Raw genomic sequence first — 15,354 nt, 5'->3', positions numbered from 1 at the left:
AAAACTTATCATTATGAAGACGAACAAGAAAGTACAGACGAACAGCGTACAGAAATCAGAGAAAGAAAATGCAGTAAAGGTGACCGCTTTGGCAATCATCCCGAAACCGATGACACTACTCACACCGCAGGACGTGCCCACGGCTACCGAAGTGACAGAAGCACCCGAAACGGCAACCATTCCCACCGTTACGGAAGAAGCATCGCAGCAGGCCACTTTCAAGACACCGCTTGCAACGGCCACAGCCGAAACAGACCTTGACATCACTACCATACACCCAAGCACGGACAACCACCGCAAGACGTTCAATGACGCATCATTGCAGGAACTTGCGGAAAGCATTCGGGAAGTAGGAATCCTGCAGGCCATTGCAGTACGCCCACGCACGGAAGGCGGTTATGAAATTATATACGGTGAACGCCGTTACCGTGCCTCATTGCTTGCAGGAGCAAAGACCATAAAGGCAACCATATATAACAATGTGACGGACGATGAAGCGGAAGACATGTCGTTAAGCGAGAACTTGCAGCGTGAGCAGGTACGCCCCACTGAAGAAGCAAAAGCGTTCAAGCGGTTGCTTGAAAAGGGCAGATATGACATGTATTCACTGACCGCCCGTTTCGGACGGAGCGAGAAATATATCTATACCCGATTGAAACTGAACGAACTCTATGCGCCTGTCGGTGAACTGTTGGACAATGAAACAATCACTGTCAGCGTAGCCGAGGAGATAAGCACCTATGAGCCCGATATACAAAAGGACGTGTACGAGAAGCACCTCAAAGAGGGGAACGGTGAGGATTGGACGGGATATACATTGAACCTCTTCAAAAGGTACTTTGAAAAATACTATACCACCGACCTTGGGCAATACAAGTTCGACAAGACGGAATGCAATACATGCGTACACAACGCAGCCAATTACAACCTTTTTGCCGAGCATAACGGGTGCGGACACTGCACCAACCGCAAATGTCTGGAGGCCAAGAACGCAGCCCATGTGGCAAAAGAGACGGAGAAACTTTTGAAATCCGATCCGAAGCTGGTTGTCGCACGCCCCTACTACGGAAGCCGTAACGATATGGCACTACAGAAATTGGACAAGAAAGGGCATGAAATCAAGGAACTTGACTACAACGTATCGGCAAGGGAATTCCCCAAAGCACCCGAAGCACCGAAGAAAGAGCAGTTCACCCAAACGAAAGAGTACGAACAGGCGGTGCAGACATTTGAGCGCAGAAACGAGGAATATGCCCGAAAGGTGGAGGAACTTGACCGCATGAAGGAGGAAGGCAGGATAAAGACCTATGTAAAGGTGGGACAGACAGAACCCGAACTCTGCTACGTGGAGATAAACAGAAAGGAAACCGCCCCCGTCACTATCGGGACATTGCAGGAAAGGGACAAGCGTTTCAAACAGCTTTCCATCGAAAAGACCGTTGCCGATACGAAAAAGATTGTCCGTGAGAACGACTATCCCGAAAGCTCGTTCACGCAGTACGAAGACGGTATGGTTTATTTTGCCATGCTTGCCCAACTTCAAAGGAGACATTTCCCGCTTTTCGGCATCAAGGACCAGCCTTTCGCATTGGACGAGAAACAGCGGATGAAAATCGTTGCCAAACTGACGGACACACAAAAAACGGTAATCAAACGGGACTTCATCAGCCACTTCCTTTGTGAGAACGGCCACGGAGACAACAACGCATCCAAGCTGCTGAGGGACTTCGCAAACATGCACTTCCCCGACCAATACGGACTTGTCAAAGCCACCCACGAGGAAGAATATCAGAAACGGCATGAACGTTTGGAGGAAAGGATAAAGGAAATGAAGAAAGCGGAAAAGAAAGCTGCCAGGGAAGCCGAAAAACAGCAGACGACAGAAAAGACGGAAAAGAAGACCACCGCCCCGAAAACAGAGAAGCCCGAAAGCGGAAAAGCCGCCTGACACCAAGCGGAAAGCATGTGCCGGAAACAATATCCGGCACATCTTTTTCACCGCCCCAAGAGAACAGAGGGCAGGGCCGGACGACCCCACCCACACCGCCACCGTAAAACCTTTTAAAATATTTGCGAATGAAATATATAAGAATGTTCCCGGACGTGGAGTATTCCACCGACAGGGATTTTTTCCTTGAAAATCAGATTGTCTGCATTGTAAGCAGGGAGGGCACGAAGTTTTGCAGCCTGATAGAAAACCGTCTGTTCATGCGTTCCCAAAGCCGCCATATCAGCAAGCGGATGCAGCTGCATATCATGTGTGAAATCCACAAGGAAATCTGCCGCCTTCGCTATGGCGGCGAGCCGGTGGAATGACCTGCCACACCCCACACCTGAATACTTCCTCTCAAAAAAGTCGGGCAATCCCTATGCGGTTGCCCGGCTTTTTTCTATTTTTGCAGGGTTGAATCAAAAAAAGAAGGTTATAAGATTAAAGAATTTGAATGATAACATATTAGAATAGCTTTTAGCTGTTTATTCCCGAACACGAAACGACCAATTTTAATGCAGGAGAATAAACGAGCGGAGTCCTTGTCATATCCATTGGCACGGACTTAACTCGTCTCCTGCGAGGCGCTTGGTCGTGCCTGTGTTCGGACTTGTTAAGTTCCGTGCTTTTTTCGGTACTTAACAGTAATTACGGACAAGGCATTAACAAAAAAACTCATGGAAATATGTATGACAGGAATGTTGCCGTTACAGGCTGTACCATTGAAAAGACAAGCCGATACGACCGGTTCAGGGAAAACAATATCCGTATGGAACTCTACCGTATTATTCTTGCACTTTATGATGAAGGATACCGCATGTTTTCCTGCAATCTGAATACCTATATCGGATTATTGGCGGCAGATACGGCCATCATACTCCGTGAAGCGGACAAATGCCCGGAGATACATCTTTCAGCCGTCATCACCGGTACATGCTATCCGGCAGATACCGACAAAGTGTATTGCGCCTTATATGATGACCTGATAAAGAAGGCGGACAGCAAGGAGACGCTTTCAGAGAAAGACAGCCTCACCGGTGCGCTTGCCGCAAGCCATATCATCTGTTATTACGAGGACTTTTCTTTGGAAATGCAGCGGATACGCATGTCCGCCACTCCTTGTACCAATATCCGCAAAATGATATAGGCATCTATTCTTTATCGCAGGTTACAACAACTTTTCCAGCCGGACAATCCGTTTTTCGGTTGATGGATGCGTGCTCATGATATATTCGGTGAACGAAGGCCGCTCCCCACCCGTTTCCGCCACCTCCAGCCGACGCAGGAACGAGAGCAGGCCCTCCCCACAACCGTAACGTACCGCATACGTGTCGCAACGGTATTCGGCATATTTGTTGATATTCACGTCTGCTATCCGACTGATACCGTAAATCGTATGATGCAACAGTTTATAAAGGCTCCACCAGAGTCTGGCCATCCCCACCACGGCGAAACGGACAGCCGGGACCACGGCGATTATCAGATTGCCTGCCAATCCGAAAAACAGGGCCGGAATCAGGAACAGCCCGTACAGGCAGCGGTAGCCCAGCAACTGCATAGAGAAAAGAAGCACCTGATAGACAAAATCATAATGCGAGATGTGTCCCACCTCATGGCTGATTACCCCTTTGAGTTCCTCGTCCGATGCCGTCTGAAGAATACCACCTGTCAGCCCGATTGTATGGAACCCGAAAGTCACGGCATTCGTACGTGCGTCCCTGTTGCAGTAGATATTCAGCTTCCTCTCCATCCCCATTTCCGAGAGCAGACGTTCCATCCGCATCCGTTCCTCACCGTCCAACGGTTTGTAACCCTCTTTCATCCACATCATTCATACGTTCAATGGTGAAAGGTTTTATAATATGTAAACAAAACAATAATGAAATACAGCTGTTCGTATGAACTGTTTTTTCTTAGGGTATGTTCCATCTTGATTTATAAAAACAGGAAAAGATGAAGAACTGATTGGCTAGATATACGGTCAATTCTTCATCATTAGCTCCGGATGCAATTATGCAGTATCCTTTATTGTCTTTTCAAAATATAATGTTCAGCCAATTCACTGCCGTTGAGCGTTCCCAGACTGTCGGACAACGCGACTGAACCATCGAGAATTTTATAGAATGTCTTCTCCCCGGAAGAAGGAGTTACCAGTTCTATGATGTTTTCACCCACAATGTTATAAATGCCACTTTCTTCAAAGACGCCATCCTTCCTTCCCAAATATTCACTCCGCAGTTCGTAGGTTGTATCACTGTTGATTTTCAGTGTTGTCCTGATACCACTGCAATCGGCGCAGGGTAATGTGCCCTCATAAGTCCCATAAAAATTCTTATTTTTGGTATTGACTGTAGTGGTGGCCATAGTAGCGCTTTCTTTTTCCTGTTGTGTAGTTCTCTTCTGTGATCCGGTACAGCCTGACATTGACGTTATTATGGCTGTTGCTACCAATAAAAGATTGAATCTGTTAAATCTCATAATTCCGAATGTTTAATAAATTAAATATTATAAATCTTTAAATCAATCTGTTGTGGTTATACTCCTTACAAGAGACCTATAGCCAGATAGCCCCTCCTTCAGTATCTCCCGCCTTATAGGTATAAGTTATGAATTCCTCAAGCGCTTCTTTCCATGTAAGGTTGAAGGTTTTCATAATGGAATGCACGGTACGGTTGCTTTCTTCATCAAGACTATCTTCTTCGATTTGGTTAACATCTGCATCCGGTTCTATGTCAAGATATTCATCACGACTCCAGAATACCACTATAGGAATACTTAAGTTGATATCCCATGTGCCACGCTGGATCAATATTCCGGAAGGCTTGTAGAACGGATCAAAAGTACCAGTTTCCGGATTGGTCTTGGATTTGTAACCGTGATAAAGACGAATTTTCAAGTCAAATTCCTTACGATCTTTCAAAAAACGGATGACACCTTTCAACCCGACAGGATTGCTTCCTCCTGTTATTTCAGCCTCCTTGTCATGTCTGGTCTTGTCCCAAGGGGTAGTATCTACATAAAGATAGTCCACTAATTTTTGCGGATCATTGTCATCAGCTTCCGGCTGCCCGTCAAAGGTGGGTTTTACATTTTCTGGTGTAAAGAAATGTTGATGTATTTTATCCTGTCCATTTTCTATAAACTGGTTATTCATCAACTCTCCCTTACTATTGTAGTAATAAATAAACATCAGATAAATAGGGGCTGGAGTAAAGTTGTCTCCATTTTTATATTCTCCGTTTTTCTGTACGTAGAACTTGTTTTGACTGCCTTCGGCAAGTGTCCAGCCCTGGCCGGTCTTCAGTTCGTAGGTTATTTCTTGAATACGTTTCATGTGTCTGGCTGGAGATTCCGGATTCTGATGAGGACCACCGACTTTCTGTATTTCATTCCAATCTGCATGCAAGTGGCATTCCACAAGACGGATTGTCATTTTGGAAGGATCTTCATGCAATTTGTTTTTTGTCTCATTTTCAGGAATCACAGGATCTTTGCTGCATGAATTAAATAATAAGGTAAAAGATGCCCCCATCAGGAGCATTAATGCGATTTTACATACATTTGTTTTCATTTTACTTGTAATTAAATAGGTTTGTTGATTATGTCTCGTTATAAGTCAAAAGCTCCAACTCACTCCGCAACGCACATCGCGCCCCATGTCGTGCGCATAGTAACGCGAACGGTTGGTGTATTCTTTATATTCTTTGTTCAGAATGTTGTCTGCCGATATCATGAACCGTAATATGTGTCCACATCTTACGGGACATTCCAGATCCACATCGGCTCCAAAAAGATGGTATGCCGGAGGAGTGTACGGGATAAGATCCGTATCCGGGTCAAACCGGGTCTGTTTTGCCACGAAACGGTGCCGGACACCCAGACGCAACCGGAAATGCGACCGGGTTCTGTGGTTCCATGAAAGCTCATGGTTGAGACGGAAAGGGGGGATATAGGGAAGATAATTTCCTGTTGTCCGTTCGTTTGCCCGTATAAAGGAGGCGGTCAGATGGTAATCCCATGAATCTGCAGGCATGAAGTGAAAGTCAAAATCCATTCCGCGGAAGAAAGCCGGGGTCTGCCTGTATTGGAATATAGGATATGCCCCTGAAATGACAGTAATGTTCTCTTTTTGGGGCTCATCATAGATATAACCGCTTATCCATTGCAGATAACCGTCCGCATGGACGCTGAACACCTTGCCACTGTAACTGATAGAGGATATCCATTTATAGCTTCTTTCGGAATTCATGACCGAATCCCCTCTGACAAACATTCCTGATCCGAGTTCATTCCCATTGCTGTACAGCTCATACACGTGGGGGGCCCTCCAGGCCATCCCGAAATTGGTGGTAAGTTTCCAGTGTCCGGAAAAAAGGTGATGGGCTCCCAGACTGTATGATATGTTATTGAACTTTCTTGTTCCCCCATAGGGATTTCCAGTCCAGTCATAGCCGCTGGCACGGGTTTCCTGCCCGTCAAAGCGAACACCCGCTTCAACTCCTCCCTTGCTGTAATTATACTTTCCAATGCCATATATTCCTGCCTGTGTCTCCGTGTAATTGGGAATAACAGGAACAACACCTGTCCCTGCCCGGCTGTGATTGTCTATGAACATGATTTGTCCCCCAATCTCCGTTTGCCATGAATTATAATTCCACTTCCACCGGAGGGAGTTTTGAAATGAATACAAGTGCAGGGAAACAGCCGGGATGTCGGATCCCAGGCGGCGGATACGTTTTTCCTGCCGGTCATCCTTCTGCCAGGAACCCTGCCAGTAAAGATTTCCAACATCACACATGCTGAATCTTATTTTGCCAACGGCTGTCTGATGGGTGACCTCCTGATATGGATATGTGATACTTCGGGCGAAAGGGTCCGTATGCAGGGGACGTCCCAGCCGGATACGTTCCGCCAGCAGATCCTCACTTCCCATCTGGGCACTGAGCATTACCCCCATGCGGTTGTAAAAGCGGCTGTAGAACCCTTCTATTCTTAAACGGCCATGATCATAGCCGAGTGAAGCGGAGGTATGCAATTCCCTGGTTCCGGTATTGTTAAGAAGATAGTTCGCGGTAGAACGGTCTCCTGAATTCGAGCAGGTTCCCTGTACACGCCAGGCAATGTCACGGAGAAAAGGGAAGGTTCCCTCCATCTGTCCGGTAAGGACAAAACGGCGTCCGTTACTGCCATAAAGCATGGATCCCTTTCCTTTTAAGGACTTTGTCCGGAAAGGCAGGGCGGCCTGTTCCATGATAATAATCCCCCCCAAAGCCTCTGAACCGTACCGTACCGCATCGGATCCTTTCACCACCTGGATGGAATTGCTACCGTTCATGTCCACTTCCGGAGCATGATCGGCCCCCCATTGCTGCCCTGTCTGGCGGGTGCCATTGTTGATGATCAATATCCGGTTGCCATACATCCCCTGGATGACGGGTTTGGCTATTGCCGTCCCCGTACTGATGGAGCTTACACCACTGACCTGTTCGAGCAGGGCACCCAGGGAGGTCCCCAACGCATGATTGATTGCAGGGGATGGGATTTGCCCGCTCACTGCATTCCGGGTTATTCCGGAACGTTCACCGATAATGATGACTTCCCCCAATGTCGTCATTTCCGGAGAAAGACGTATCGTATAGGTGTTCTTTCTTTTAAACACATCCTTCAAGGATATATATTGAGATTTATACCCCAGACTCTGTACAAGGACTGTATCTGCGGAATTCCTTGAAGGAATAGTTACCGTTCCTTCGGATAAGCTGACAAGCACCTGCCCGCCGGCTAATACACCGGCTCCTTCAATAGGGTTTCCGTTTTCCCCGTCTATAATCAGCAGGGTCCTGGTTGTGTCTGATCGTTGCCGGTATTCCTGTGCATGCATATGTGCAGAAAATGCCATATACAGACAGGTAAGGAACAGACACACATATCGGAAATATGCATGAAATGTCATATTTTATAAAAGCGTTATAAATTGTTCAGGATAGTCAATAGGCATAAGAGCCCTTTACATGTCATCACATAGTGCATGTAATCCATAGAGAATTATGACATTCGGACAGGAGGAGCGCGAAGAGACAAAAGGAGAATTGTAGCAGTGACGCCCTGCTCCTCCAAAATAAGATATTTAACAGGCTTTACAGTCAAGGTATGGGTGTACTCCAAACTTTCCGCTTCGGTAAATAAGGATAAAGTGAAAAGACAGATAGCACATTTATCTGCTGAATCGTGATGAGGGAACTGTTGCCCGTCATGAATACATGCACGCTCCTTATGAACATGAAAGGCTTTCACAAAAAAGAAAGGCATCATGCTCAGTAACAGCAGGTATGCTACGGCTGTTCTATTTTTCATTATTCCATCCATATTACAAAGATAGTGGATTATATAGCTTCACACAATACCTACAAATAGGTATTTTTCGTTTTTTTTATATGGTCGGCAACGGCATGGAATATAACCACAGCCGTCATAAGCCTACCATACATTTTATATCCGTTCATCCGGGGGAGACGGTTGCCTCAGTAAAATAATGCCGTTTATTTGATGAATGTTCCATTTCTTAATTCTCTAAAAGCTTCCTCCAGTTCCTCCCGGCTATTCATCACTATGGGACCTCCCCAGACAATAGGTTCTTTCAGGGGAGGAGCCGACAACAAAAGGAAACGTGCGCCTTCCGGTCCGGCTTTCACCTCTACCGGTTCGTCCGTATCTTCTCCAGGAACGGGAACAGAATATAATATGGCACAACCCTTACTTTCCGCAGATTGCTGTCTCACTTCGGGGAAAAGCGAGCCTTCCAGCAAATAGAGAAATAGGTTTTCATCATCGCGTGCTTCGTTGTACTTCCATGAGGCGTCAGCGGGCAAAGTTACATCCAAATATGTTATCTGAACATACGAATTGTCCAGAGTCCCCCGTATCCCCCGGTGGCTGCCTGATAAGATCCGGACGGTTGCCTTGTCGGACATCACCACCGGGATGTCATCCGGAGCAATGTCCCTATATGCTGGTGGAACCATTTTTTTTGCAGCAGGTAAATTGACCCACAGTTGGCATCCGAGCATCCTTTCTGATGGCTGCGGCATCTCCTTGTGGAGTATTCCTGAACCGGCTGTCATCCATTGGCATCCCATGGACTGGATCACCCCTTTGTTTCCCAGGCTGTCCTCATGCTCCATTGTTCCGCTGACAAGATAGGTTATGGTCTCTATTCCGCGATGTGGATGCCAGGGAAATCCCTTTATATAATCCTGCGGATTGGTGGAGTCAAAACCGTCAAGCATCAGAAACGGGTCAAAGTCCACCACCGTCTGCTCTCCCAATATCCGGCGCAGATGTACACCTGCCCCGTCAACAGTCTTTCTTCCTCTCACAATCCGTGTCACTTTTCTTTTTTTCATATTGTTGTCATTTTAATATTAATTGTTTTTCAATCCATGCAAGAATGGTTTGTAGAATATAATTATCCCGAAGCGGATTTTCTCCGGAATATATAATTAAGTTGGTATCGCCAAATATTTCTGATACAGATGCCGTCTGCTTTTGACTATATATCCAATTCACCCTGCCTTGGTGAGAATTCACAGTCGACGACAACATGTACGTTATCCGAGATCATAGTCGGAATATATTTGGAACCTAGTTGGAAGTCCGAGCATCTGATCACACCCTGGAGCCGAAAACCTGCCGTCTCTTTACCGGACACCGGACTTTCCTTTCTGCCAATTAACATCACGTCAAACCGCACCTTTTTAGTAATTCCGTGGAGAGTGAGCTCTCCATATATCTCCCCTTTATCTGTACCGAGCATCTTCATTTCCGTACTTTTAAACACCATCATGGGGAATCTCTCCACATCAAAGAAATCGGATGAGCGCAGATGTTTATTTCTGGCTTCCACTCCTGTGCTCACACTTGCCGTCCGGACTTCCACCCGGATATCCGTATTCGTGCAATCACCATTCTTCTGCCTTACGGTAATGTCAAAGTCTGAGAAATATCCGCTGACAAAGGAGAGCCCCGCATGCTTCACTTCAAAACCGATACGGGTATGTTCGGGATCGTCAGTCCACATGACTGTCTGCGCATTGATACTAGCGGCTGTCATAAACAATAGGAACAATAAAATATTTTTCATAAACTGGATATTTCAGGAAGGCGGATGTTATTCTTTTATACAAAGGATAACATCCGTTTTCATTCTTTTATAACTGGATGCTTTTTTTGTCTGTTATACTATTTTTCTTTGAGTGTTTCCACAAGAAAAGATCCGTTATCCAACAGCCCTTGGAAGAAAACAGGAACGGTTTCTTTGCGGTTCCAGTCCCTTTGCAGTTCACAGATATACTGGGTTACGGAAGTCAGCCGAACTCCGGCCTGCTCCATCCGTCTGAGGGCCGTTTCATGAGCCAGCCTGGATGTTCCGCCGACAGCGTCAACAATAGTATATACTTCATAGCCCTCCTTCAAAAGATCCAAGGCTGGAAAACAGAGACAGACCTCTGTCCATAGCGCACAAACCACAAGTTTCTTTCTGCCCAGTGCCTTGACTGCTTCCTGGAACTCCTTGTCTTCCCATGAATTGACAGAAGTCCTGTCAATCTCAGGCTGCCCCGGAAGGGCCTTCTTTATCTGGGGGATAGTAGGCTGGTTAAGACCGGTGGCAACATTCACAGTAGTCAAAATAACAGGGACATTGAACCCTTTGGCCACACGGCAGACATTGGATATATTTTCCACCAGTTCCCGTCTGTCCATGGAAGCTATGGAATGAACCTGTATGGGCTGATAATCGATGACTAACAATGCGGAGTTTTCCGGTGTTAGCAAATGATCCGTTTTGGGATCTCTGATAGGTTTGATACTACTCATTACTTTATATTTTTATAGTTAAACAAATTGAGATAGCGGTATGTAGACCTCCATCTCGTTTATTGGTTGCAAAGTTAGTAAGCTTATGTCTGATTTATCTGTTCTTAAAAGAACGAAACTTAGTCAATTACAACACTTTTTATGCCCCGACATCTCTCTGATGATACCGATGCTATTATTTCCCAACATTGACACGTATATTATATTGTTTCGTATATAGTTTGGCTTTTTTGTATATTTGATCTTTTCTTTGTATCTTGCTGACCTTTCTCATATCCGTCATTGGATGTCAGACTTTTATCCGAGCTTACAGATGAAATGGTCATTTTAGGAAAATATATAGAAATAGTTTGTGCTTATGGAGCATACCAAAGAAACATTGTCGGCCTTGGTGCGGGAAATGCAGTCAGTCACCGCATACAATAGAGGAGTTTATATCCTGAATATTGAGATTTTTTTAGACAAGTACAGTAATAAGATATTGCGTGCCGGGGCTTTCTTTTATATACTGGTGGAAGCCGGAACAGCAGAATTTGTAGTTGACTGTCATTCTTATAATGTAGGAAAGGGGGACATGCTTCTTGTCGCTCCAAGAATGTCTGTAGAGTTAATGAAAAAAAGTTCCGACTTCGGTACATGTGGTCTATGTATGGAGCCTTTCTTTTTTGACTCCCTTTCCATAGGAAACTATGTATACAAACGGCTTTATAACAACAGTCATACGACATATGTCTTACGGCTGGAGGACAGCGATACCGTACATATACGCAAAACGTTAGACCTGATGTCCCACTACCTTACTTCTGACCATCCTGAGGAAATGGCTGGTTCGCTGGTCAATTTCCTGTTGCTGCAAATAACAGAAATCTTTCACAGCCAAAATGTACATCCTGCTGGAAGAGTCAGGCATTCCGATGCTTTGTTCCGCCTTTTCAGAAAATTACTGGCTGAGAATTACAGGAAAGTACATGATCTTCAGTTCTATGCAGACTCCCTTAACGTGTCTCAGACCTACCTGTCAAGAGTGGTACGCCAGATTTCTGGAAAAACAGTGAACAACTATATAACGGAAGCACTTTATAGGGATGCCAGACGTCTGCTGGTTTTTACAGATCTGACTGTAAAGGAGATTGCTGAACAATTAGGCTTTTCAGACCAGTCATCCTTCGGGAAATTCTTCAAGAAGAAATCAGGAACATCCCCTGCAAACTTTCGTGCCGGATATAAGAAACTCCACAATTTGTAAAAATGGATGCTGTATAGTATACGCAAAAGTTGGGGAAGGAAACCAGAAGACCCTGCCACGCAAAGAAATCTCTTTTGGGATATTCTATGGATACGGACCGGAACATGTTGACAAGGGAGAGTACATTCATAATTACCGATATTTTTTTTTGGGGGGGATATAATCAGACTTTCCATTCTAAGTGATAGTTTATGTATTCTCAAGTCTATTAAAGCAGACAATATCTACTATATTTGAGACATATTTTGAAAAGATCTGACTTCATCCGTATTTGCCTTTCATTATTTTACTATTTTCACACCGCTTTAATGTGAATATGTTAAAGTCAGTTTCCTTTCATTTACATTCGGCAAACTGTATGGAAGTATAAATAATATTCTTCCGGGCCTTATATATTGAACTGGTGTGGATTGAAAAGCCCATTGTCATACAGATTGGTATGGATAGAAGTCCGTTCCAAGGAGCCGGGATATCGGCTGGATATATATCAATTTGACTGTAAGCAAAAAAGCATGTACATCAGAATTAAAAATATTTTAATTGTAATGAAACATATATTTTATCATCTGACCGCTGTTATGGTCGTTGTGGTATGGGGAATGACTTTTATTTCCACCAAGGTTCTAATAGTTCATGGTCTGTCTGCTCAGGAGATTTTCCTTTTCCGTTTTTTGCTGGCTTATGCTGCAGTGTGTCCTATCTCTTTCCATCGTTTTTTTGCCCGTAATCTGAAAGATGAGCTATATCTGGTGGGTGGCGGAGTATTGGGTGGCTCCCTGTTCTTCTTTTTACAGAACATAGCTCTGGGGCTGACACAGGCTTCAAATGTATCTTTCATCATATGTATGGCCCCGTTATTGACAGCTGTTCTGACCGTATTGTCCGTTCGGACGGAAAAGGTCTCAAGAGGCTTCATATACGGATCTATTATTGCTCTGTTGGGTGTAGGCTTGCTGATATTCAACGGAAGTTTCATTCTTCGGATATCACCTTTGGGAGATTTACTGACTCTTCTAGCTTCCCTGTCATGGGCGTTTTACAGTCTTGTCATTCGGAGTCTCACCCGAAAATATTCTCCGGCTTTCATCACCAGAAAAATATTTTTCTATGGCATAATAACAATTCTTCCCACTTTCCTTTTTCTGCCCTCATTGACAAATCCTGCTGTATTACTGGACAATGAAGTGTGGAGCAATCTCCTTTTTTTAGGTGTCATAGCCTCGTCTGCCTGTTATCTATTGTGGAACATTGTTGTAAAACAGCTGGGAACGATACAGGCATCCAATTATCTTTATCTGAATCCTCTCGCCACAACGGTCGGAGCGACTATATTCCTACATGAGGAAGTGACTCCTGTTGCGGTAGTCGGGATCGTCTTGATTCTCTCGGGCGTATATCTGGCTACTAAAAACTCCCACCCACTCCCCCAAAGTACTACTTTAAAAAAGTAACCAAATACTCCTTTTTAAGTATTTTTAAATGCCTAACGTGCATTTTCCAGTTTACCTCTTGCAATATTGTACTTTTCTTCCATAGATACATGAATTTTCAATAAATCATCCAATAATGTTTGTTTATCCGTCACTTCCTACCTAATCACAGTCTCACGGTCGACAAAAGCGAGGAGCATACTAATATCCATTGCTTCAAACTTCTTTCTCACCTGAGCTATTCCTTTAAATTTCTCTTTCTGCCACCGAGTCTCTAATTGTTATTTTTTTCTTGTTATATTCTTTTTTCATTATTATGCTCTATTGCTATACTTACAATGAGTTTTGCTGTTTTTCCTTTATTGAAAACATCTGAGAATAGGAAAACAGATCTTTTAAAAGCAATAGAAGATGCTTGATTTGAGGGACATCAATAAATTACAAATAGACTCATATATAACAATAGCAGCTATCAATAGTCCTAATATTTATAATTGCTATTGTTTTACTAGGAATTTATGAAAATACTTTCCTTTGGTGTGCTAATCAGTGCAATGTTAAAGTTTAATAGGAATATACAGAATATCGGTTTCATGCCCTTATAAATTAAAAACAGTTGACAAATATAAAAAGTTAATTTGAATTACCTAGTGGATAAATCAAATTACTGCCATACAATCAAATTTATGGAACAAAGAACGGCAGGATGCCCCACCATTCTTATTTATAATCCACCATACCGTTTTCCGTATCAAATGTCATTGTCAGTTCCCTTTCCTGTCCGAAATTGTCCCGGACAAAGAATTTCAGTTCCGAGCGTCTGGCACTTGTCGAACGGTAAAAGAGGGTGAATATCTGCCTGACCGGATTTTCCCTATCCAGTTCCGGCACTTCCGCCAACGGCCTCACTTCCCGGTTGACGAGTCTTACGCCTTCACTGTCCGTCACCTCTCCCTTGCCTTCCATCTGGATGTAACCGATTTCATACTCCGCCTTTTCATAGTCCCCTTCACGGTCAAGATAAAAGCGTATCTCCACCGTTTCACCCGTTTCAATCTGTTCTTGCAGATACCATGACGAGAGGCTGAAATCATAATCCTGCCGGATGTCTATAGCATCGTTGCAGGAACCGAAGGCCAGCACCGCAAAGAGTGCGCCTATACATATATATAGTACATTTTTCATTTTTAAGTTTCTCCTTTCTCTTTTCATTAGTTAATGATAAGGCGGACTCCCAGTCCTACCTGCGTATGGAAATTACCCGCATCGGTTCCGAACAGGGCCCTTTCCTTGACTTGCAGCAGGAGCATCACCCGGTCGGTCAGATAAGTCTCAAAGGCCGCAGTCAGCCCACCGCCATAGATAAAGCAGTCACCGTTTGTCACCGTCGCCCCGTCAGGAAGCAGGGAGGTTCCCCGGTTGACCGTCTCGAAACCGCCCAATGCCGAGAGTCCGATACGTAGACATACATTCCGGCCCTTGTCCCACAATACGGGAATAAAGTAACCGAGTTCCCCTGCGAACTGCGCTTTGGGTATCGCCTTATTTTCATAGGTGTACTCCTTTATCTGATAATCCAGGCCATACAGCCAATAGGTACGGTTACGGTTGGTATGTGTAAAGGCCAGCGAGGTGAAGTAGTGGCGTTCACCGCCACTCTTCCATGAAAGGAAATGATTCACCCCGCCCGTCGTAAACTGTATGCCCGTCTGCCCCGGCAAGTCACGCTGCGCGTATGCTTCACCCGCAAGGAGCGACAGTACAGCAGCTGTCAATATGAATAATATTCTTTGCATATACATTATATATAAATT

At 44.6% G+C, this 15,354-nt stretch carries 14 protein-coding genes and 1 pseudogene; 5 read left to right on the top strand and 10 right to left on the bottom strand.

Going from position 1 to position 15,354, the window contains the following annotated elements; genetic code table 11:
- The first annotated feature begins 13 nt into the window (after nucleotides 1–13).
- From K6V30_RS13210 to K6V30_RS13200, 3 genes are all read left to right on the top strand, one after another.
- On the top strand, nucleotides 14–1,948 hold the full coding sequence (locus K6V30_RS13210) for a ParB/RepB/Spo0J family partition protein (RefSeq protein ID WP_060386385.1): 1,935 nt from the start codon (nucleotides 14–16) through the stop codon (nucleotides 1,946–1,948).
- 128 nt (nucleotides 1,949–2,076) lie between these two features.
- The gene (locus K6V30_RS13205) at nucleotides 2,077–2,316 is read left to right on the top strand and encodes a hypothetical protein (RefSeq protein WP_060386384.1); all 240 of its coding nucleotides are present in this window, start codon (nucleotides 2,077–2,079) and stop codon (nucleotides 2,314–2,316) included.
- Nucleotides 2,317–2,675: 359 nt separating this feature from the next.
- On the top strand, nucleotides 2,676–3,137 hold the full coding sequence (locus K6V30_RS13200; RefSeq protein WP_060386383.1) for a hypothetical protein: 462 nt from the start codon (nucleotides 2,676–2,678) through the stop codon (nucleotides 3,135–3,137).
- 21 nt (nucleotides 3,138–3,158) lie between these two features.
- Here K6V30_RS13200 and K6V30_RS13195 read toward each other — a convergent pair.
- The 8 genes and pseudogenes from K6V30_RS13195 to K6V30_RS13160 all read right to left on the bottom strand — a co-directional run.
- Nucleotides 3,159–3,862, bottom strand: a pseudogene (locus K6V30_RS13195) (M48 family metalloprotease); the annotation flags it as partial.
- 153 nt (nucleotides 3,863–4,015) lie between these two features.
- The gene (locus K6V30_RS13190; RefSeq protein WP_060386382.1) at nucleotides 4,016–4,468 is read right to left on the bottom strand and encodes a copper resistance protein NlpE; all 453 of its coding nucleotides are present in this window, start codon (nucleotides 4,466–4,468) and stop codon (nucleotides 4,016–4,018) included.
- Between the two features lie 76 nt (nucleotides 4,469–4,544).
- Nucleotides 4,545–5,561 carry a hypothetical protein gene (locus K6V30_RS13185; RefSeq protein ID WP_008781907.1) on the bottom strand — a complete coding sequence of 339 codons (1,017 nt, stop codon included), beginning with the start codon at nucleotides 5,559–5,561 and terminating at the stop codon, nucleotides 4,545–4,547.
- 45 nt (nucleotides 5,562–5,606) lie between these two features.
- The gene (locus K6V30_RS13180; RefSeq protein ID WP_060386381.1) at nucleotides 5,607–7,943 is read right to left on the bottom strand and encodes a TonB-dependent receptor; all 2,337 of its coding nucleotides are present in this window, start codon (nucleotides 7,941–7,943) and stop codon (nucleotides 5,607–5,609) included.
- 92 nt (nucleotides 7,944–8,035) lie between these two features.
- Nucleotides 8,036–8,344 (bottom strand): hypothetical protein, encoded by a 309-nt coding sequence (locus K6V30_RS13175; protein WP_195399624.1) that lies wholly within the window; start codon nucleotides 8,342–8,344, stop codon nucleotides 8,036–8,038.
- Nucleotides 8,345–8,529: 185 nt separating this feature from the next.
- Nucleotides 8,530–9,393 carry a pirin family protein gene (locus K6V30_RS13170; RefSeq protein ID WP_060386379.1) on the bottom strand — a complete coding sequence of 288 codons (864 nt, stop codon included), beginning with the start codon at nucleotides 9,391–9,393 and terminating at the stop codon, nucleotides 8,530–8,532.
- Between the two features lie 146 nt (nucleotides 9,394–9,539).
- A complete protein-coding gene (locus K6V30_RS13165) occupies nucleotides 9,540–10,130 on the bottom strand; it encodes a YceI family protein (RefSeq protein WP_060386378.1) in 591 nt (196 codons plus the stop codon).
- A 98-nt stretch (nucleotides 10,131–10,228) separates the two neighbouring features.
- Complete coding sequence (locus K6V30_RS13160) at nucleotides 10,229–10,864, bottom strand: hydrolase (RefSeq protein ID WP_224207118.1); 636 nt, start codon at nucleotides 10,862–10,864, stop codon at nucleotides 10,229–10,231.
- 358 nt (nucleotides 10,865–11,222) lie between these two features.
- On the opposite strand from K6V30_RS13160, the gene K6V30_RS13155 reads away from it, so the two are divergent.
- Complete coding sequence (locus tag K6V30_RS13155) at nucleotides 11,223–12,110, top strand: helix-turn-helix domain-containing protein (RefSeq protein WP_060386376.1); 888 nt, start codon at nucleotides 11,223–11,225, stop codon at nucleotides 12,108–12,110.
- 539 nt (nucleotides 12,111–12,649) lie between these two features.
- The gene (locus tag K6V30_RS13150) at nucleotides 12,650–13,561 is read left to right on the top strand and encodes a DMT family transporter (RefSeq protein WP_060386414.1); all 912 of its coding nucleotides are present in this window, start codon (nucleotides 12,650–12,652) and stop codon (nucleotides 13,559–13,561) included.
- A gap of 699 nt (nucleotides 13,562–14,260) precedes the next feature.
- Here the strand turns inward: K6V30_RS13150 and K6V30_RS13145 are convergent.
- Nucleotides 14,261–14,725, bottom strand: a complete 465-nt coding sequence (locus K6V30_RS13145) for a TraQ conjugal transfer family protein (RefSeq protein ID WP_060386375.1) — start codon at nucleotides 14,723–14,725, stop codon at nucleotides 14,261–14,263.
- 26 nt (nucleotides 14,726–14,751) lie between these two features.
- Nucleotides 14,752–15,342 (bottom strand): conjugal transfer protein TraO, encoded by a 591-nt coding sequence (locus K6V30_RS13140; RefSeq protein WP_118399671.1) that lies wholly within the window; start codon nucleotides 15,340–15,342, stop codon nucleotides 14,752–14,754.
- Nucleotides 15,343–15,354 lie beyond the last annotated feature (12 nt).

It is taken from the genome of Bacteroides faecis (assembly GCF_020091505.1).
GTDB lineage: Bacteria > Bacteroidota > Bacteroidia > Bacteroidales > Bacteroidaceae > Bacteroides > Bacteroides faecis.
The sequence above is the reverse complement of the archived record's forward strand: the minus strand, read 5'-3'. Positions and strand labels throughout refer to the sequence as shown.

Excerpts from the sequence above, each read along its gene's own strand:
- K6V30_RS13210 (WP_060386385.1), top strand. The coding sequence starts at position 14 with ATGAAGACGAACAAGAAAGTACAGACGAACAGCGTACAGAAATCAGAG.
- K6V30_RS13205 (WP_060386384.1), top strand. The coding sequence starts at position 2,077 with ATGAAATATATAAGAATGTTCCCGGACGTGGAGTATTCCACCGACAGG.
- K6V30_RS13200 (WP_060386383.1), top strand. The coding sequence starts at position 2,676 with ATGTATGACAGGAATGTTGCCGTTACAGGCTGTACCATTGAAAAGACA.
- K6V30_RS13190 (WP_060386382.1), bottom strand. The coding sequence starts at position 4,468 with ATGAGATTTAACAGATTCAATCTTTTATTGGTAGCAACAGCCATAATA.
- K6V30_RS13185 (WP_008781907.1), bottom strand. The coding sequence starts at position 5,561 with ATGAAAACAAATGTATGTAAAATCGCATTAATGCTCCTGATGGGGGCA.
- K6V30_RS13180 (WP_060386381.1), bottom strand. The coding sequence starts at position 7,943 with ATGACATTTCATGCATATTTCCGATATGTGTGTCTGTTCCTTACCTGT.
- K6V30_RS13175 (WP_195399624.1), bottom strand. The coding sequence starts at position 8,344 with ATGAAAAATAGAACAGCCGTAGCATACCTGCTGTTACTGAGCATGATG.
- K6V30_RS13170 (WP_060386379.1), bottom strand. The coding sequence starts at position 9,393 with ATGAAAAAAAGAAAAGTGACACGGATTGTGAGAGGAAGAAAGACTGTT.
- K6V30_RS13165 (WP_060386378.1), bottom strand. The coding sequence starts at position 10,130 with ATGAAAAATATTTTATTGTTCCTATTGTTTATGACAGCCGCTAGTATC.
- K6V30_RS13160 (WP_224207118.1), bottom strand. The coding sequence starts at position 10,864 with ATGAGTAGTATCAAACCTATCAGAGATCCCAAAACGGATCATTTGCTA.
- K6V30_RS13155 (WP_060386376.1), top strand. The coding sequence starts at position 11,223 with ATGGAGCATACCAAAGAAACATTGTCGGCCTTGGTGCGGGAAATGCAG.
- K6V30_RS13145 (WP_060386375.1), bottom strand. The coding sequence starts at position 14,725 with ATGAAAAATGTACTATATATATGTATAGGCGCACTCTTTGCGGTGCTG.
- K6V30_RS13140 (WP_118399671.1), bottom strand. The coding sequence starts at position 15,342 with ATGTATATGCAAAGAATATTATTCATATTGACAGCTGCTGTACTGTCG.